The organism is Streptomyces pseudovenezuelae (assembly GCF_029892565.1).
In the GTDB taxonomy this organism is placed as follows: Bacteria; Actinomycetota; Actinomycetes; order Streptomycetales; family Streptomycetaceae; genus Streptomyces; species Streptomyces pseudovenezuelae_A.
The window spans coordinates 1-18797 of record NZ_JARXVH010000041.1 but is presented as its reverse complement, the minus strand read 5'-3'; the positions used below and the strand labels follow the sequence as shown (position 1 = coordinate 18797).

The following is an 18797-nucleotide window of genomic DNA, read 5'->3' as shown; positions in this document are numbered from 1 at the left end:
AGGTAGCCGGCCGGGTCCCGCTCGGCTGAGGTGATGGTCAGGGACAGGTGGTTCTGCCCCTGGAGCTCGGCCAGCGGCGAGCCCGTTCGAGCCAACTGGTCTTCCGGGGCGGCCGCCAAGGCGCGGTCCTGCTGGGTGCCGTCGCCCGAGCAGCCGACTGCTCCGAAGGCCAGTCCTGCCGTGATCATCAACGCGGTCAGGCGCTTGCCGAGTGCTGAGGTAGCCCATCTGCTCATGAAGTCGCGTCCTTTCCGGAAGAGGCATGGAGACGATGAGGCTGCGCGGTCGGCCGCGGTACGGGGTGCTGGTACGCCGGGGCGGACCGTCGGGTGCCGTCTCGCCTGGGAGTTGAGGATGGCGGCCACACGGTGATCACGTCGCCGTCGAGGGTCACGCGCCGGTCCGAGAATTGGCGGCGCACCAGGTCGAGGTCGTCCAGGTCGAAGTCGCCGATCCCGTGGACCACCAGGGCGTCACAGTTCGTTCCACAGTCGCGAGCCGCCGCCGGTTAGAGGAACCCAGGCGTCAGTGGTGGGGTCCTGTTCTTCGAGGTCTTCCAGGACTGCTATGCCCATGGGTACGTGTCGGGCGAGTGTGCCCACGAGGAGGTGCTCCGCCACCGTGGCCTGCAGGTCGCTGATCCGGTTGCCCAGGGCATACCGGGAAGCCCCGGTCACTATGAATGAGGCGCCCGAGGTGTCGGCGGCCACCGGCACGGCGAAGTACCGCAGCCGTCCGTCGGCGTACTGCGCAGCCACCGTCACCACTCACACACCGGCGGTGTGTTGCGTACTGCGCAGCCACCGTCACCGCTTGAGGCGTCACATGCGCATCGGCGGCCGGGCCGGGCAGCTCCACGTCCGGCGCGAGGGACTGCGCAAGCCGCGCCTGCGCACTTGTGGGGTCGTCGGCGCTGCTGCGCAGCCACGCGCCGGTGAACACCTGCGCATAGCCTGCCGGGTCGGCGGCGGCCGCCGCAGTGCGCACGGTGGCGGGCTTCACGGAGGGAGCGGCCGCCACGATGGCCGGCCCGGCCCACACGGCCAGGCCCAGGGCGACAGGACCGGCCGCGATCGCAGTGAGCACAGCGAGCCGGGTCAGGCGGACGCGTCTGCGCATCCTCTCTAGCCGGGCGCCCGCGGCCGTCAGGGCGCGGGACTCGCCCAGCGCGGCCTGCGTGTCAGGAGGCATGGTGAAACTCCCAGGTCAGAACGGATGTTGCTGACCTTGAGAAAACCCGGCGTCCCCGACCGGACCTCCGACCACGAGACCCCGACCACGGTCACAGACAGGACACAAAAGCCGTGCTCGGGTCATGGTCGGCCCGACCATGACCCCGACCATGCCGCGGACTGGTACGAGTGGGGGCATCCGCCAGGACGGCGGCGGGGGACAGCGGGATCTTCGGGCCGGCCCGTGGGCGGCGCTCCAGGCAGTCACCCCAAGGGACGGGCCGGCGGCGCCTGCCGGTACCGGTAGGCCGGTGCGCAGACCTGGATCGACTGCGCAGGCGGGCCTGCCGGCCTGCTGTGCACGGTCCTTGGACTTGTTGCGCAGCTCGCTGCGCAACGCACTGCACCCACAGTGCGCAGACGCGATCGCGCAGGATTCCTCAGACCCGTGGTGGGGGCCAAGGTCGGGCCGGCCAGGAGGCCCACCCCAGCAGCCCCGTAGGCATGTTGCCGGATCGTGACTCATGGTCGGGGCTGGTGGCCCCGGGGTGGTCGGGGGCAGCGATTGAGCTGACGGCATGGATTGCGCCTGCCGCCCCTCACACGAGGCCCCCGCCCCTTTCGAATCTGCAGACGCCTGGCACGGGTTCGGCGCTCTGGCACACGGGACGGGACGCCCACAGCACTGCGGGTGCGGGAAGCACAAGACCTTCAACCTCAAGGCTTAAGAAACCCAGGGATCATCCCCGAGGGTGGGGGAGCACCCGAAGGTGTCAACGTTCACCGTGCTGCTGGTGGGACCATCCCCGCGGGTGCGGGGAGCACGAGGAGCTGACCACGGCGCGGCTGAGGCTGGCGGGACCATCCCCGCGGGTGCGGGGAGCACCCCGGCAGTCGGTATCCACGTGCTCACGACCGCGGGACCATCCCCGCGGGTGCGGGGAGCACGCTGAGAACAGCTCAGCCGACAGCGCGGCCAGGGGACCATCCCCGCGGGTGCGGGGAGCACTGCGCGGTCAGTCGCACGAGTACCGGGAGAAGGGGACCATCCCCGCGGGTGCGGGGAGCACGCAGCCACCAGGCTGCCCTCCGAGACGAACGTGGGACCATCCCCGCGGGTGCGGGGAGCACAAGCCCAAGCGCACGCCGACACTCGCGCAGGAGGGACCATCCCCGCGGGTGCGGGGAGCACTTGTGGTCGTACAGGTCCCGCTTGCAGTGCCCGGGACCATCCCCGCGGGTGCGGGGAGCACAGCGCCACAAGTACCGCCCACACCACCGAAGTGGGACCATCCCCGCGGGTGCGGGGAGCACAGCGCCACAAGTACCGCCCACACCACCGAAGTGGGACCATCCCCGCGGGTGCGGGGAGCACGCACTTACGACGTCCGGAGGGATCCCAGCTCAGGGACCATCCCCGCGGGTGCGGGGAGCACAGACCGTCACCGAGGAAGACCCGCAGCGCGTCGGGACCATCCCCGCGGGTGCGGGGAGCACCGGCTGCGCGGTGCAGGGCGGCGAGAGTGGGTGGGACCATCCCCGCGGGTGCGGGGAGCACGCCGAGTCCAAGCGCCTGGAATTGGGCCAGCAGGACCATCCCCGCGGGTGCGGGGAGCACCCGTTCTTGCGGTAGTACCGGTCCGATGCGGTGGGACCATCCCCGCGGGTGCGGGGAGCACTGGAGGACCCCCCTCGGCGTGAGGCGGGAGCAGGGACCATCCCCGCGGGTGCGGGGAGCACCCGAGGGCCCAGCCGGTGCCGGCGGCGCTGGCGGGACCATCCCCGCGGGTGCGGGGAGCACTTGTGCCTGGGGTCGAGGCCGCTGCCCCGGCAGGGACCATCCCCGCGGGTGCGGGGAGCACCGCGTGCGCGTCAACTCGCCGGGCGGCTCAGTGGGACCATCCCCGCGGGTGCGGGGAGCACCGGCGGGCTTCGCGGACGGTTCCGACGGCAGGGGGACCATCCCCGCGGGTGCGGGGAGCACGTGACGGTGCCGTCCTTGATGTACCGGGCCAGGGGACCATCCCCGCGGGTGCGGGGAGCACCCCATGCCCGGAACGGCCTGCCACAGCAGGGTGGGACCATCCCCGCGGGTGCGGGGAGCACACTCGGCGACCTGCTGTTTCATGGTGGCCAGGCGGGGTTCGGAAGTACTTTCACCGAAGCGGTCATTTCGCTCGTAGGGTGCGAATCTGTCGGTGGTTGTTCGTTGAGACGAAGGCTGACGGCGGATTGTACGGCGGCGGACCTGGCGGTGTGGCGAGCTGGTCGGAATCCGCGTGTGTCCCGGTTCGGGTTTGCTGAAGGGGCAGTTGCGGGGCGGTTTCTGCCTGTATGTATCTGGGATGGCGTGTGACGGGGAGCGCGGGTCGGGGTTGGGGAATCGGCTCAGGGGGCCGGTGCGGTCGGTGTGGGCGAAGCATGACCGGGACGCTGAGGGCTGGTTGCCGTTGTGGCGGCACATGGAGGACAGCGCTGCGGTGGCGGGGCTGTTGTGGGACCGGTGGCTGCCGGCGAACGTACGGGATTTGATCTCCGGGGCGTTGCCGGGTGGTGAGCGGGACGGTCGGCGGCTGGCGGTGTGGCTGGCGGGTATGCATGACATAGGCAAGGCGACGCCGGCGTTCGCGTGTCAGGTCGACCAACTCGCCGATGTCATGCGTGCGCAGGGGCTGGAGATGAAGACGCGCCGGCAGTTCGGGCCGGATCGGCGGTTGGCTCCGCACGGCCTGACCGGGCAGGTGCTGCTGGCGCAGTGGCTGGAGGAGCAGCATGGCTGGAGTGGGCGGCAGTCTGCGCAGTTCGCGGTTGTCGTGGGCGGCCACCACGGTGTGATGCCGGATCACGGGCAGCTGAAAAGCTTGGACGACCGCCCGCACCTTCTGCGAACGCCGGGGCCGAGCCGGGCGGTGTGGCAGCGGGTGCAGGGGGAGTTGATGGACGCGTGCGCCGATGAGTTCGGCGTGCGGGACCGGCTGGCGGTCTGGCGGGCGGTGAAGCTGCCGCAGCCGGTGCAGGTGTTGCTGTCGGCGTTGGTGATCGTCGCCGACTGGATCGCCAGCAACCCTGACCTGTTTCCGTACTTTCCGCAGGCGGCCCATTGCACGGGTGCGGAGCGGGTGGCGGCTGCGTGGCAGGGGCTTCGCCTGCCCGAGCCGTGGAGTGCCGAGGAACCGCCCCAGGATGTGGGGGAGTTGTTCGGTACGCGATTCGACCTGCCGCCGGGGGCTGTCGTACGGCCGGTGCAGGCAGCTGCGGTGCGGCTGGCGCGCACGATGTCGCAGCCGGGGTTGGTGGTGATCGAGGCGCCGATGGGGGAGGGGAAGACGGAGGCGGCGCTGGCGGTGGCCGAGGTGCTGGCAGCGAGGTCGGGAGCGGGCGGGGTGTTCTTCGCGCTGCCGACGATGGCCACGGGCAATGCGATGTTTCCGCGGCTGCTGGACTGGCTCAAACGCCTACCTACCGAGGAGGGCACACGTTTGTCGGCGCTGCTGGCGCATTCGAAGGCGGCGCTCAACGACGCGTACGCGGATCTGATGCGTAAGAGTGCGCAGCGGATTGCCGCCGTCGCAGTGGATGAGGAGGACCGTCCTTGGCGGCCTGCGGATGACAAGCGGGCCGCGTCCGCTGAGCTGGTGGCGCACGCGTGGTTGCGGGGGCGTAAGAAGGCGATGCTGTCGTCGTTCGTCGTGGGCACGGTGGACCAGCTGCTGTTCGCCGGGTTGAAGAGCCGGCATCTGGCACTGCGGCACCTGGCCGTTGCGGGCAAGGTCGTGGTCATCGACGAGGCGCACGCTTATGACACCTATATGAGTGCCTATCTGGACCGGGTGCTGTCGTGGCTGGGGGCCTACCGGGTGCCGGTGGTGGTGTTGTCGGCGACGTTGCCCGCCGGGCGCAGGCGACAGCTGGCCGAGGCCTATGCGGGAGCCGAAAGTACCGTCAGTGCTGAGGAGTTCGAAGCGGTGGCGCGAACCGACGGCTACCCGCTGCTGACCGCGGTGCCACCGGGCGGCACCCCTGTCATCGAGTGCCCGCCCGCATCGGCTCGCGAGACATCGGTCCGGCTTGAACGCCTTGACGACGACTTCGGTGTCCTGGCGGACCGGTTGGCTACCGAACTGGAGGGCGGCGGGTGTGCGCTGGTAGTGCGCAACACCGTCAACCGCGTTCTGGAAACAGCGAAGGTACTGCGTGAGCGGTTCGGCGACGATGCCGTGACGGTCGCCCATTCCCGCTTCATCGATGTGGACCGGGCGGCGAAGGATGCCGATCTCCTCGCCCGGTTCGGGCCGCCGGGCAAGAGCCAGGAGCGTCCGCGCGGGCCCCATGTCGTGGTGGCCAGCCAGGTCGCGGAGCAGTCGTTGGACGTCGACTTCGACCTGCTGGTGACTGATCTGTGTCCGGTCGACTTGCTGCTGCAGCGGATGGGACGCCTGCACCGCCATCAGCGTGGCCACAACCAGGGGGACCGTCCACACCGGTTGCGTACGGCGCGCTGCCTGGTGACCGGTGTCGACTGGACAGGTCCGGTACCTGTGCCGGTACGGGGTTCTGTTTCCGTGTACGGCGCCTACGGACTGCTGCGCTCGGCCGCCGTCTTGCTGGAGCACCTCGATGGTCCCCGTCGGCCGGTGCGACTGCCGCAGGACATCAGCCCGCTGGTACAGAACGCGTACGCGGAAGAAGCCGCCGTTCCCCCAGGCTGGGCCGAGGGGATGGACACGGCGCGGCAGCGCCATGAGGAGCATCGCAAGGACCAGGCCGAGCGGGCCGGCACGTTCCGGCTGGATGCGGTGGGCCGGCCGGGGCGCCCGCTGATCGGCTGGGTGGCGGCCGGTGTGGGGGATGCGGACGACACGCGTGCGGGCCGGGCCCAGGTCCGTGACAGCAAGGAGAGCCTGGAGGTCGTGGTCGTGCAGCGGCGGGCCGATGGAGTGTTGGCCACCGTGGACTGGATCGCGCCGGACAAGGCGGGCTTGGAGTTGCCCCAGGACCGGCCCCCCGCCCCTGGTGCGGCCAGGGCGGCGGCCGCTTGCGGACTGCGGCTGCCGGTCCAGTTCTCGTACGCGGAGGTCATGGACCGCGCTATCGCCGAACTTGAAGAACTCTATGTTCCCGCCTGGCAGGTGAAGGACAGTTACTGGCTGGCCGGCCAGCTGATTCTCGTGCTGGACGGCGATTGTCAGACCCGTCTGGCAGGGTTCTCACTCCGCTACAGCCCCTGCGACGGACTTGAGGTCACGCGTGACTGAATCCAGCGGCAGCCGTGCGAACGGCCCGTTATCGTTCGACCTGACTCAGCGGCCATGGATCCCGGTCTTGTGGCGGGACGGCACGCAGGGCGAGTTATCCCTGCGCGAGGTATTCGCTCAGGCCGGCAGTCTGCGCCGGATTGTCGGCGACGTGCCCACCCAGGAGTTCGCTTTGCTGCGGCTGCTGCTGGCTGTGGCCCATGACGCCCTGAACGGGCCGCGTGACATCGAGGACTGGGCGCACCTGTGGGCTGACGACACCTGCTTTGCGCCGTTCCCGGCATACTTCGACGCCCACCTGGCCCGGTTTGACCTGCTGCATCCGCGCACACCGTTCTTCCAGGTGGCGGACTTGCACACCGCGCGCGACGAGGTGTTCTCCCTCAACCGGATCGTCGCTGATGTCCCCAACGGGGAACCGTTCTTCACCTCCCGGATGCCCGCCGTGGACCGGCTCGGCTTCGCCGAGGCGGCCCGTTGGGTGGTCCACGCCCACGCCTACGACACCTCCGGCATCAAAACTGCCACCGTCGGCGATGCCCGGGCCAAGAAGGGCAAGGTGTACCCGCTCGGGGTCGGTTGGGCGGGCGCTTTGGGCGGGGTCTTCGTCGAGGGCGACAGCCTGCGCGAGACGCTGCTGCTCAACCTCGTTGCAGCGGACACCGCCGGGCTGCGTATCGACGCCGAGGACCGGCCGGCCTGGCGACGCGAGCCGTGCGGGCCCGCAGCCGTCGCGGACCGGCACCCTTCGGGCGTACGGGACCTGTACAGCTGGCAGACGCGGCGGCTGCGGCTCCACTTCGACGAAGCAGGCGTCCATGGCGTGGTCCTGGGTTACGGTGACCCGCTTGCCGCGCACAACCTGCACACACGTGAGCCCATGACGGCATGGCGGCGCAGCACGGCGCAGGAGAAGAAGCGCGGCGAGGCCTTGGTCTACCTGCCCCGTGAGCACGATCCCTCCCGCGCTGTGTGGCGCGGACTGGCTTCATTGATCGCTGAGCGGGAGGTCGCCGGTCAGGGCGCGGAGGCCGCGTCCTCGCTGCGTCCGGGGATTCTGGAGTGGGTCGCGCGGTTGGTCACCGAGGGCGAGCTGCCTCGCGGCTTTTTGATCCGGACGCGGGTGGTCGGCGCGGTGTACGGCACCCAGCAGTCCGTGATCGACGAGATCGTCGACGACCAGCTGGCCGTGGCGGTCCGGCTGCTGCACCGGCAGGACCGGGAGTACGCGCAGCAGGCGATCGACGCGGTGGGGGACGCGGAGCACGCCGTCACCGCTCTCGGGGACCTTGCCACCGATCTGGCGCGGGCCGCGGGCGCGCAGCCGGAAGGGCCCCGCACGCGGGCCCGCGAACGCGGGTTCGCCGCGCTGGACGACCCCTACCGCATCTGGCTGCGCACGCTGGCCGACGCGAGTGACCCCGACGAACAGCGCACGATCTGGCGACATGAGACCCGCCGCATCATCGACCGGGTCGGCAAGGAGCTGTTGGCCGAGTCCTCCGACGCCGCGTGGGAGGGCCGCATCGTGACCACCCCCAAGGGTGCCGTGTGGTTCAACTCCGCCTACGCGCAAGGGTGGTTCAGGCGTCGGCTCAACGACGCGCTCGGCCTCTCGGACTCCTTTGGCTCCGAGGCGGACGAGCAGCAGGTGTCCGGCGCCGACGTGGTCGAAACCGACGCAGGACTCCCAGCAGAAGGGGCACGCTCGTGACCACCTCGACCTCTCTCGTCCTTCCGGAACGGGTCCGGCGGATCACCGCGCAGAACATCGGCAGCTTGCAGCGAGGTTATGTGGCTGACCAGCCCCGCGCAGTGGCGGCCCTGGCCCGGCTGCGCCGCGGCGCCGGCAAGGAGGTCCATCAGGTTCCGGACCTGTGGGGGCTGACCGACACCGGCCCCCTGCACGATCCCACGCGTGAGGGCGGCCTGCCCCCGCGCGAGGAAGACCTGGCCCATGCCGAAAACGCCGTGCACGTGGCTCTGACCCTGTGGGCCCTGCACCAGCAGTCCCGTTCAACCGGCATGCACCGGCCCGACCGCAAGGACGCACCCGCCGGCCTGGGGTCCGCCGTGCGCCGGCTCATGCCCCAGGGCGACATCGACGAGCCAATCCTCAAACGCCTCGTCCGCGCCGGCCACGCTCCAGACCTTGCCTCGCTGGCGCAACGGCTGCGGGAGATCGTCCTGCTGCTGCGCCGCGAGGACATTCCGCTCGACTACGCCCTGCTCGCCGGGCAGTTGTGGCACTGGCAGCGCCCGGGTGGCAGAGACGACGTACGCCGGGCGTGGGGCCGCTCCTTCCACGCCTACCGACCGGCCAAGAGCACTGTGGCCGGTTCCGGTGACCCGGCCGGATCAACTCCCGCCACCGGCCTCGCTTCAGACTTCGACACGACCAAGGACGCCTCGTGAACCGCATCTTCCTCGACGTGCACGCCCTGCAGACCGTGCCGCCCAGCAACCTCAACCGCGATGACACCGGCGCCCCGAAGTCGGCCGTCTACGGCGGCATCCCCCGGGCCAGGGTCTCCAGCCAGGCGTGGAAGCGCGTCACCCGCGAGTACTTCAATACCGAGCACCTGCTCGACCCCAGCGAACTGGGCGTGCGGACCAAGAAGGTCGCCGAGATCCTCGCGGAGCGCATCACGGCTCTCGACGCGTCGGTCAAGGACGCCGACGCGCTGTCGTTGGCGGCCGAGGTGATCGAGACGGCCACCGGCTCCAAGATGGTCGTACCGGAGCGGAAAGCGCGCACGGCGAAGACCGAAGAGGCGGCCGAGACGCCGGAGATGGCGGCGCCGCAGTCCAAGTACCTGATGTTCCTCAGCGCCCGGCAGCTCGACGGCCTGGCCGCGCTGGCCCTCGAAGGCGCCGCCGACATCACGGCGTACCTCAAGGACAAGGACAACAAGGCGCGCGCCAAGCAGATCGCAGACACCCGTCACTCCGTAGACATCGCCCTGTTCGGGCGCATGGTCGCCGACTCGACCGACTTCAACGTCGATGCCGCCGCCCAGGTCGCCCACGCCATCAGCGTGCACCGCGTGGACAACGAGTCCGACTACTACACGGCCGTCGACGACAAGAACACCGACGCCGAGTCCGGCGCGGGCATGATCGGAACGGTCGACTTCAACTCCGCGACCCTCTACCGCTACGCCGCCGTCAGTGTGCACCAGCTCGCCGCCAATCTCGGCGAAGGACTGCGCAAGGACGAACCCGTCACCACCCCCGTGCGCCGCGCCGTCGAGGCGTTCGTGCACGCCTTCGTCGCCTCCCTGCCCCAGGGCAAGATCAACACGTTCGGCCACCACACCCTGCCCGACGCCGTCGTCGTCAAGCTCCGCACCACCCGGCCCATCAGTCTCGTCGCCGCATTCGAAGAGCCCGTGGTGGCCGAATCCGGCGGCGGGCATCTGCGCGAGGCCGCCTCCCGCCTGGCCGAGTACATTCCCGAGGTCGAACGGGCCTACGGCGATGAGCAGTCCACCCTGACCTGGGTCCTGCGCGTGGGAGGCGCCACCGACAAGCTGGCCGGCATCGGCCAGGAGACGCCCAGCCTGTCCGCGCTCGTCAAAGCGGTCGGCCAAGCCGTGGCCGAGCGCATGGACAAGCCCGCATGAGCGTGCTGACGCTGCGGCTGGCAGGCCCCCTGCAAGCATGGGGGGCCTCCGCCCGGTTCGCCCGCCGCACCACCGAGTCCGCCCCGACCAAGAGCGGCGTGATCGGCCTGCTCGCCGCCGCCCGAGGTATGGAGCGCGGCGACGACGAGGCATTGGCCCGGCTGGCCGTGCTCCGATTCGCAGTCCGCATCGACCAACCCGGCACCCGCATCCGCGACTTCCAGACCGCCCACCACGCCGACACCGACAAGTCGATGCCCCTGTCCGAGCGTTACTACCTCGCCGACGCGGTCTTCGTCGCCGCCGTCGAGGGCCAGGACGCCCTCCTGGACGAACTCGACACTGCTTTGAACCACCCCGTCCATCCGCCCTACCTCGGCCGCCGCTCCTGCCCGCCGGCCCACCCGGTCCGGCTCAGCCTGCACCACGGAGCCGGACTCACCGAGGCACTGCAGGAAGAGCCCTGGCAGGCCGCCGCCTGGTACCGCAAGCAGCGCCGCAAAGACGCGACGGTGTCCCTGACCGTGCTGCGCGAAGCCAGCCCGGACGAGCCCGACGGCGACCTGCTGCGCGACCAGCCCCTCAGCTTCGCCGCCGAACACCGCCGACACGCCCTGCGCACCGTGGTCACCACGACCGTGGACGTGCCCAACCCCAGCGCCGCCTCGGCACCCAGGTCCCTGCCCCGGCACGACCCGTTCGCCGCTTTGGAAGAGGAAAGCGCCTGATGTACCTGTCCCGCTTCCGTATCAACACCGCGCGCCCGGGAGCCAGGCGCCTGCTCTCCTCACCCCAATCCCTGCACGCGGCCGTGATGTCATCGTTTCCCCACCTGCTGCCCACAGCCCCGGGCGGACCCGGCACCCCATCCGAGGGCCCACGGGTGCTGTGGCGCCTGGACCACAACGCCTCCGCCGAGGTCTTCTTGTACGTGGTCAGCCCTGACCGGCCCGACCTCACCCACCTCGTCGAGCAAGCCGGCTGGCCCGCCGCCGCAGCAGCCGACCCGGACAACCCCGGCTGGCAGACCAGGCCCTACGCCACCTTCCTCGACCGGCTCGCACAGGACACCACCTGGGCATTCCGCCTCACCGCCAACCCGGTGCACCACATCCGCCGCAAGGACGACGAACCGACCAAGAGGACCGCCCACCTCACCCCGGTCCACCAGATGGCATGGCTCCTCGAACGGCAGGAACGCTGCGGATTCCGCATCTGCGAAAAACCCGACAACAAGCGCCTGCTGCCCGGCGGCACCACACACAACAAGGCCGTCCACCACGGCGACCGCTACGAACTCATCGTCCGCGACCAGCGCAACCTGTCCTTCGCCAAATCCCGAAGCGACAGCACGCCCGGACGTCGACCGGTCACCCTGGTCGCCGTCACCTTCGACGGCCGCCTCCACGTCACCGACCCCGACCTGCTGCGCCGCACCCTCACCCAGGGACTGGGCAAAGCAAAGGCATACGGCTGCGGGCTGATGACCCTCGCCCCACTCCCCACCGCAGACGAGCGCAGCCAATGACGACACCCGGCCGACGCGCCGCACTCACCCCACGACACCTCACCCGCACCAGCGAGCGCCTCTCCTTCGTCTACCTGGAACGCTGCACCGTCCACCGGGACGCCAACGCCATCACCGCCGAGGACGCGGACGGCACCACCCACATCCCGTCCGCCACCATCGGCACCCTCCTGCTGGGCCCCGGCACACGCATCACCCACCAGGCGATGAGCGTCCTGGGCGAGACCGGAGCCGCCGTCGCCTGGGTCGGCGAGAACGCCGTGCGCTACTACGCAGGCGGCCGCGCCCTGACCCGCTCCTCCGCACTCGCCGAGGCACAAGCCCTCACATGGGCCAACCCCCGCACCCGCCTCGCCGTCGCCCGCGCCATGTACCGCCTGCGCTTTCCCGACGAAGACCCCGCGGGACTGACCCGGCAAGAACTCCTTGGCCGCGAAGGCCGACGCGTCAAAGACTGCTACCGCGACCACGCCGCCCGCACCGGCATCCCCTGGCGCGGCCGCAAGTACACCCCCGGCGACTTCACCAGCGGTGATCCCGTTAACCAGGCCGTGACCGCCGCCGCACAGTGCATGTACGGCATCGCCCACGCCGTGGTCGCCTCCCTCGGCTGCAGCCCCGCACTCGGCTTCGTCCACTCGGGCCACGAGCTCTCATTCGTCCTGGACATCGCGGACCTCTACAAGACCGAGATCGCAATCCCCCTCGCCTTCGACATCGCTGCGGAAGACGACCAGGACGTCGGCCCCCGCACGCGCCGCGCCCTGCGCGACCGCATCAACGCAACCTCCCTGCTGGACCGTTGCGTCGACGACATCAAGAACCTCATCACGCCCGACACCGCGAACACGGGCGCAGAGCGAGCCGACGACCTCGACCGCGTCACCCTCCACAGCGACCGAGGCCGGCAAGTGCCCTCCGGACACAACTACGCGGACGCGGACGACGAGGAAGCGGTGCCCTGGTGACCGTGATCGTCCTCACCAACTGCCCACCCGGACTACGAGGGTTCCTCACCCGCTGGCTCCTCGAAATCTCCGCCGGCGTCTTCATCGGCAACCCCTCAGCACGCATCCGAGACGCCCTCTGGAACGAAGTCCAGCAATACGCAGGACAAGGCCGCGCCCTCCTCGCCCACACCACCAACAACGAACAAGGCTTCACCTTCCGCACCCACGACCACGCCTGGCACCCCGTCGACCACGAGGGACTGACCCTCATCCGCCGCCCTAGCCCCAACACCCCCTCAACCAACATCACTGCCAAACGTGGTTGGAGCAACGCTTCTAAACGACGCCGCTTCACGAAGGACTGAAGCACGGAATGGCGTATTTGAGGAAAATGCCGGAATCCGTGCAAGTGCTAAAGAACTTGACTGCCCACGACTAAAGCAGCACGTCGCGAAGTGTGCTCCCCGCACCCGCGGGGATGGTCCCTCGTCCAGCTGGCGCGCAGCCTGCCGGGTCGAGTGCTCCCCGCACCCGCGGGGATGGTCCCCAGATCCGCACCATCGTCCCCAAGGATGTCTGGTGCTCCCCGCACCCGCGGGGATGGTCCCCACCACCACAGGTAACCCAACCCACCGGAGGCGTGCTCCCCGCACCCGCGGGGATGGTCCCGGTCCTTCTCTCGGTCGTGCTGGTCAGGGCATGTGCTCCCCGCACCCGCGGGGATGGTCCCGACCGGGGCCCCATGACGTTTTCGCGGATCGTGTGCTCCCCGCACCCGCGGGGATGGTCCCGGGAGATGGAGCGCCGCTCGCACGGCGCCCGGGTGCTCCCCGCACCCGCGGGGATGGTCCCGCAGGGCTCCCCTTCAGGCTGGCACCCCAGTTGTGCTCCCCGCACCCGCGGGGATGGTCCTGGCTCTCGGACCCCGCGAACTGGGTGCGGGTCGTGCTCCCCGCACCCGCGGGGATGGTCCCTGCACACCATGCCGAGGGAGGCAGCCGTGTCAGTGCTCCCCGCACCCGCGGGGATGGTCCCGCGGCGCCGGCCGCCTTGATGTCATTGGCGGTGTGCTCCCCGCACCCGCGGGGATGGTCCCAACGGCGGGGCCACCGACACGCTGTCCATCACGTGCTCCCCGCACCCGCGGGGATGGTCCCGCGAGAGCGACTGACGGAAGTTGACGGTCCGTGTGCTCCCCGCGCCCGCGGGGATGGTCCCGTCTACGACACCATTTACTTCAACCTGACCGAGTGCTCCCCGCACCCGCGGGGATGGTCCCCAACGGGCGTCGACCACCCCGGTCCGCAACGAGCTGTGCTCCCTGCACCCGCGGGGATGGTCCCCAGGGTGAAGAGATCTTCCTGGTCGCCTACAGGTGCTCCCCGCACCGGCGGGGGTGGCCCCGACGGCATCTACGGCGTGAACAAGGTGATCGTGTGCTCCCCGCACCCGCGGGGATGCTCCCACGGCAGTCAACTCAGGCCGGGCCCGCACCCCGTGCTCCCCGCATCCGCGGGGATGGTCCCCAGGCGGAGACTTCGCCGGCGTCGCACATGCGGTGCTCCCCGCGCCCGCGGGGATGGTCCCCACTCGGCCGGCGGCCGGAACTCGGCCGACGCGTGCTCCCCGCGCCCGCGGGGATGGTCCCGAGCCGAGTCCGCCGGGCGGGTCGTTGTAAGCGCGTCGTAGATCAGGTGTTCGGCGGTGTGGGGTCCGTAGGCGTCGGCGGTGCCGATGTGGCCGATGCCGTAGGTGCTCACGGCCTGGAGGACCATGCTGCGCGCCGTGTCGCGGTCCGGGGGGTCGCCCCAGGTGTCGGGGCCCGTCAGGCGCATGGTGCCGAACCCGAGCCGGGACACCGTCTTGCCGGCGATGGTGACGGTCCCCCCGGGTAGTGTGGAGGTCATACGAGGGCCTCCTTGAGGCAGCTCTGTACGGCTTCGTCGATGATGTGGGCCTGGTTGTCGGGGGCGCTGGTCACCCGCAGGTGGGGGATGTTGTCGCGGTCCAGGAGCCGGTGCAGGTGCTGGTCGACGAGGCGCCGGTAGCGGGCGTCGTAGTCGTGACCGGTGTCGACCGGCACACTCTCGTCGAGGACGGCCGCCAACAGCAGGTGGTATTTGAGCAGTTGAGTGGTGGCGAGCGTGAGAAGGCGCTCGCGTTCCGGCCGGAGAGCCGTCTCGCCGCGGTATTCCAGCGCGGCGCGAAGGTAGGCGATGGCGTCGTGGGCGGCCCGGTCCAGGAGAACGACCTCGGCGCCCCGGGCCGCGGCGCCGATCTCGTCGGCGATGCCCTGCGTGATGATCCACTCGGTGGACTGGATGGTGTGGTGCTGCATCTTGGGCAGGCCGGCCGCTGCGGCGCGCTTGCCGAGACGGCCGGTGCGTTCCACGGTGATCCCTTGAGCGCGCAGTTCCATCTCGATGCGCTTCAGGAGCATGGTCTTGCCGGTGGAGTGGGTGCCGAGCACCCCGATACGGATGGGCTGGAGGGTGGTCAAAATAGGGTGGCTTCCTCTTCTTGTTGGGGGGCGCCGGGCAGGCCGGGCGGCACGGCCGCGGCAACAAGCTGCTCCCAGGTCTCGTAGTGGTTGGCCATGGCGAGCAGGAGCTGCGCTGTGGCGTAGGCGTCGTAGGTCGCGCGGTGCCGGCCCACGCGCGGGGCCTGCGACAGGTCCGGCTCCACGTGCTTGATCAAGGCGTCGAGGGTGTACGAGGGCAGGTCTTTGTAGGTCGCCTTGGCCAGGCGCAGGGTGTCGAGGACGCCGGCCGGCTCCCACGTGGGGAGGTGGCGGTGCAGTTCCCGGTAGTCGACGTGCGCGTGGTGGGCGCAGATCCAGGCGTGGCCGAGGAAGTCGTGTACCTGGTCGGCGAGTTGTGCCCAGGCCGGTTTGTCGGCCAGCACGTCGTTGGTCAGGCCGTGGATGCCGGCGGCGCGTGCGGTGACCAGCCGTTCGGGGGGGTGCCCCTATGGGTTTCGTCAACCCGCAGGGGCGGGTTGGGGATCGTAGAAGGTGCCGTCACGGAGCATCGCGAAGAGGATGTCGGCTCGGCGTCTTGCGAGGCACAGGAGGGCTTGGGTGTGGTGTTTGCCCTGGGCGATCTTCTTGTCGTAGTAGGTGCGGGATGCCGGGTCGGCCAGAGCGGCGAAAGCGGACAGGAAGAAGGCCCGTTTGAGCTGCTTGTTTCCCCGCCGGGAGGGTTGCTCGCCCCGGATCGACGACCCCGAACTGCGGGTCGCCGGGGCGAGACCTGCATAGGCGGCGAGGTGTGCGGCGGAGGGGAAACTGCTGCCGTCGCCGACGTCGATGAGGATCCTGGCTCCGGTCCTGACGCCGATGCCCGGCATCGACGTCAGGACCTTCGAAAGAGGGTGGGCCTCCAGCAGTTCCTGGATCCGTCCGGCGAGCAGTCTCCGCTGGTCAAGGACGGCGGTCAGCGACGTGGCCAGGCTCGGGACGATCAGTGCGGCCGCATCTGTTCCCGGGACGACGACGGTCTGCTCGTCCAGGGCGGTGAAGATGTCGTCTACCAGTCGCTCGGCCATCCGCGGGGCCTTCGGCCGCAGCAGGGTCACGAGCCGTCGGCGTCCGGCCTTGCGGATCTGGGCCGGGGATCCGAACCGCTCCAGCAGAGTGAGCACGGCCGGGTGCTGGATGCGTGGGCCAAGGACACGCTCCAGGTGCGGGTGGATCTGCGTGAGCAGGCCGCGCAGGCGGTTGGAGACGCGGGTTGCTTCGCCGGCCAGGTCGTCGTCGAAGCCGACGATCATCTCCAGCTCGGCGATGGTCTCGTCCTGGAGGTCGACGGAGCGGAGCGTGTGTGGCATGACGCGGGCCGCGTCCGCGATGACGAAGGCGTCGCGGGCATCGGTCTTGGCCTCGCCGGGATAGAGGTCGGCGATGCGCCGCATCGTCAGCCCGGGCAGATAGGCGACCATGCAGCCCATGTCCCTGGCCACCGCGAGCGGCAGGGCGCCGATGGAGGCCGGCTGGTCGACCACCACGAGCACGGTCCCGTGTTTGGCCTGCAGCTTGTCGAAGACCTCGCGGAGCCTGGGTTCGGTGTTGGGCAGACGTTTGTCGAACGCTTTCTTCCCGGCCGGGGTGACGGCGGTGGCGTGGTGTTCGCCCTTGCCGACGTCCAGGCCGAGAAAGGCGCCGATCTCACTGACGTCTATCACGTGCGTCCTCTGGTCGTTCCCGCCCGGTCCCACGGCACCGATCGCCACATCCACATTACGAAGAGCCTCCCGACCTGCGAACAAGCCGGTGGTCATGCCCCTAATCAGCGGTCTGTCGATGCCTCCGGAGCCGGTAACACCACCCCCCAAGACATGCGATCGACAGGGGGAGAAAGTCATGCCAACTCCGGAGGCCGGGCACCCCGTTGCGGGGCCACCAAAAAGGTAATGGGGGGGAGACTGTTGGCCTCCTCCTGGTCCTGCCGGGGCACTGCTCGGTGGTGTCCTTGATCAGCGTCTCGCAACGGCGCTCGACAGTGGCTGCGCCTGTCCTTCACCTGCACGGCTCGCGCGGAGTCCTCTACGGTTACAGGAGGCTCGTCGCAGAAAGTGACGAGTGCTTGCTGCAGTTCACCCCCTCTGACTCGAACCTGCGGGACGTACATGGGCGGTGAAAGCCACGTCAGCCTGCATTGATGCCGCGCACGGCATAAGAAACGTCCTGCGGCGCGGAGTGCAACGCACGGTCAGAGGAAGAGGCATCCGTACGCCATACGGTCCGTCTGACCTGCGAGAAACGCGGAGTGTAGCGGTGCGCCCCCGGCAGGGCACCGACAGCATCTGTACGGTCGCGTGGTCGCCGTGAGCTGGTGCTTTCCGGGACGGTGGCTGTGCCGCGAGTGCGGCGGCGCCGTCGTAAGGGCGGTTCCCGGTGAGCGCCATGGACAAAACGGCGCACGACGAGTCTGTGGACCTTCGTCAGGTCTCCTCGGCGTCCGTAGACGGTGCTTCCGGTCTTGAGGTGTGGGTGCGGCGTTGCTGTGCTCTCGTGGTCGCTTCGGTGGCCGCGTACGCCTCCTACGTCCATCAGCGGGAGTTCGCGCTCCAGGGTGGGGCAGACGGTGTGAGTGCGACGTTGTGGCCGTTGTCTGTCGATGGGTTGTTGCTGCTGGCCACGGTGGGCTTGCTGAACTCGGCTCGTGGGGCGGGTCGTCGGGCTCGGACGGTGGTGTGGCTGGCCTTTCTCCTCGGTATCGCGGTGTCGTTGGCGGCGAATGTTGCGGCGGCGCCGGCGTTGGAGTGGAAGCCGGTGTTGGTGGCGGGTTGGCCGCCGGTCGCGTTGTTGCTCTCGGTGGAGCTGCTTGCACACCGTCTCGGAGGCCGAGAGGGTGTCGAGAGTGCGGGTGGTCCGTCGACAACTGCCGCCGAGACTCGGTACGAGAGTGGCCCGAACCCCGACCGAGACGAGAGCGAGGACACCCGGCGAGATGAAGACGCGGCGGACCGAGACGAGACGGCGACGGATCGGCGAGAGGTGAGCGAGAGAGGCCGAGAGCCGTCAGACGGCGGTGAGTCGGAGGAGGCTCATGCCCTGCTACCGGAGGGTGGTCGGTCTCGGTCGGTTGAGGTGACGGCGGAGGAGGTGATGTGGGAGCACTTCCAGGGACAGTTGGCTGCCGGTCATGCGTCGAGCGGTGCGGAGTTGGATCGGGTGGCCGGTACGAACAACTACGGGCGGGCTGTGTTGCCTCGGTGGCGACGGACCGGCCGGATTCCAGAGACGGTGGATGCGATGCGTGTGAACGGGAGCGGCGGTCACTCATGAGCGTGATCCGAGTTTCTACGCGGGCTCAGCGATGGGGCGGTGCTCGGGCAGGGCGATGTCGGTGAGAGTGCGGTCCTTCGAGGAACGCACGAGGTCGACCGCGTCCCGTTTGAACTCGTCCGGGAAATTCCTTCGCTTTGCCACCATGGATCACTTCCCCTGGATGACGAAACATCCAGCGTCCAGGTGTCGGAATCTCGGGGGTCACTCCACTGCACCGTCACGCCCATCCCGACCCACCAGCCCATTCCAACTCCTCTGCCGAAAGCTGATGTTCAGCACCGCACTCGATCGATGAAGATCCCCAACAGCATCCGGCTGCCAGACTCCAAATGGCGGCGCCGTAGCCATCGTCGGACCGCACGACTGAGCCGGCACCGGCAACTGGCAGGCGTGGCGCCGATGGGGACCCATGTTCTACGAGACTCCCTGTTCGGGAGGCTGATGCGGCACCAGGCCCGAGCGTAGGGCCACCGCC

General features: G+C 69.6%; 14 protein-coding genes, 1 pseudogene and 2 CRISPR repeat arrays. Of the genes and pseudogenes, 9 read left to right on the top strand and 6 right to left on the bottom strand.

Annotated features, from left to right (window positions below; translation table 11 throughout):
* Window positions 1–473: 473 nt before the first annotated feature.
* Entirely contained in the window at window positions 474–758 is a 285-nt protein-coding gene (locus M2283_RS52270; protein WP_432423254.1) for a hypothetical protein, read from the bottom strand.
* Window positions 759–1968: 1210 nt separating this feature from the next.
* Window positions 1969–3278: a CRISPR direct-repeat array (repeat unit 29 nt; unit sequence GGGACCATCCCCGCGGGTGCGGGGAGCAC).
* A gap of 239 nt (window positions 3279–3517) precedes the next feature.
* Here M2283_RS52270 and cas3 point away from each other — a divergent pair.
* Genes cas3 through cas2e form a run of 8 tightly spaced genes read left to right on the top strand, consistent with a single transcriptional unit; the run spans window position 3518 to window position 12896 of the window.
* Entirely contained in the window at window positions 3518–6427 is a 2910-nt protein-coding gene (gene cas3, locus M2283_RS50030) for a CRISPR-associated helicase Cas3' (protein ID WP_432423253.1), read from the top strand.
* Window positions 6420–8141 (top strand): type I-E CRISPR-associated protein Cse1/CasA, encoded by a 1722-nt coding sequence (gene casA / locus M2283_RS50025; RefSeq protein WP_280883302.1) that lies wholly within the window; start codon window positions 6420–6422, stop codon window positions 8139–8141. Before cas3 ends, casA begins: the two co-directional genes overlap by 8 nt.
* Window positions 8138–8842 (top strand): type I-E CRISPR-associated protein Cse2/CasB, encoded by a 705-nt coding sequence (gene casB / locus M2283_RS50020; RefSeq protein WP_280883301.1) that lies wholly within the window; start codon window positions 8138–8140, stop codon window positions 8840–8842. Before casA ends, casB begins: the two co-directional genes overlap by 4 nt.
* Entirely contained in the window at window positions 8839–10053 is a 1215-nt protein-coding gene (cas7e, locus tag M2283_RS50015) for a type I-E CRISPR-associated protein Cas7/Cse4/CasC (protein ID WP_280883300.1), read from the top strand. Before casB ends, cas7e begins: the two co-directional genes overlap by 4 nt.
* Entirely contained in the window at window positions 10050–10781 is a 732-nt protein-coding gene (cas5e, locus tag M2283_RS50010) for a type I-E CRISPR-associated protein Cas5/CasD (protein WP_280883299.1), read from the top strand. The genes cas7e and cas5e overlap by 4 nt, the downstream gene beginning before the upstream one ends.
* Entirely contained in the window at window positions 10781–11581 is an 801-nt protein-coding gene (gene cas6e / locus M2283_RS50005) for a type I-E CRISPR-associated protein Cas6/Cse3/CasE (protein ID WP_280883298.1), read from the top strand. Before cas5e ends, cas6e begins: the two co-directional genes overlap by 1 nt.
* The gene (cas1e, locus tag M2283_RS50000) at window positions 11578–12549 is read left to right on the top strand and encodes a type I-E CRISPR-associated endonuclease Cas1e (RefSeq protein WP_280883297.1); all 972 of its coding nucleotides are present in this window, start codon (window positions 11578–11580) and stop codon (window positions 12547–12549) included. Before cas6e ends, cas1e begins: the two co-directional genes overlap by 4 nt.
* Window positions 12546–12896, top strand: coding sequence for a type I-E CRISPR-associated endoribonuclease Cas2e (cas2e, locus tag M2283_RS49995; protein ID WP_280883296.1), 351 nt, complete (start codon window positions 12546–12548; stop codon window positions 12894–12896). The genes cas1e and cas2e overlap by 4 nt, the downstream gene beginning before the upstream one ends.
* 92 nt (window positions 12897–12988) lie before the next feature.
* A CRISPR array of direct repeats spans window positions 12989–14179; the repeat unit is 29 nt; unit sequence GTGCTCCCCGCACCCGCGGGGATGGTCCC.
* Between the two features lie 34 nt (window positions 14180–14213).
* On the opposite strand, the pseudogene M2283_RS49990 reads toward cas2e, so the two are convergent.
* From M2283_RS49990 to M2283_RS49975, 4 genes and pseudogenes are all read right to left on the bottom strand, one after another.
* Window positions 14214–14438: pseudogene (locus M2283_RS49990) on the bottom strand (aldo/keto reductase); the annotation flags it as partial.
* Window positions 14435–15031, bottom strand: a complete 597-nt coding sequence (locus M2283_RS49985; protein ID WP_280883295.1) for an AAA family ATPase — start codon at window positions 15029–15031, stop codon at window positions 14435–14437. The gene M2283_RS49985 and the pseudogene M2283_RS49990, both read right to left, overlap by 4 nt.
* Window positions 15028–15480 carry a 3'-5' exonuclease gene (locus M2283_RS49980; protein WP_280883315.1) on the bottom strand — a complete coding sequence of 151 codons (453 nt, stop codon included), beginning with the start codon at window positions 15478–15480 and terminating at the stop codon, window positions 15028–15030. The genes M2283_RS49985 and M2283_RS49980 overlap by 4 nt, the downstream gene beginning before the upstream one ends.
* Before the next feature lie 30 nt (window positions 15481–15510).
* On the bottom strand, window positions 15511–16713 hold the full coding sequence (locus tag M2283_RS49975) for an IS110 family transposase (protein WP_280883294.1): 1203 nt from the start codon (window positions 16711–16713) through the stop codon (window positions 15511–15513).
* A 721-nt stretch (window positions 16714–17434) separates the two neighbouring features.
* Between M2283_RS49975 and M2283_RS49970 the strand changes: the two genes are divergently transcribed.
* Window positions 17435–18319 (top strand): DUF2637 domain-containing protein, encoded by an 885-nt coding sequence (locus M2283_RS49970; protein WP_280883314.1) that lies wholly within the window; start codon window positions 17435–17437, stop codon window positions 18317–18319.
* 15 nt (window positions 18320–18334) lie between these two features.
* Here M2283_RS49970 and M2283_RS49965 read toward each other — a convergent pair whose 3' ends face one another.
* On the bottom strand, window positions 18335–18466 hold the full coding sequence (locus M2283_RS49965; protein WP_280883293.1) for a hypothetical protein: 132 nt from the start codon (window positions 18464–18466) through the stop codon (window positions 18335–18337).
* Window positions 18467–18797: the final 331 nt, after the last annotated feature.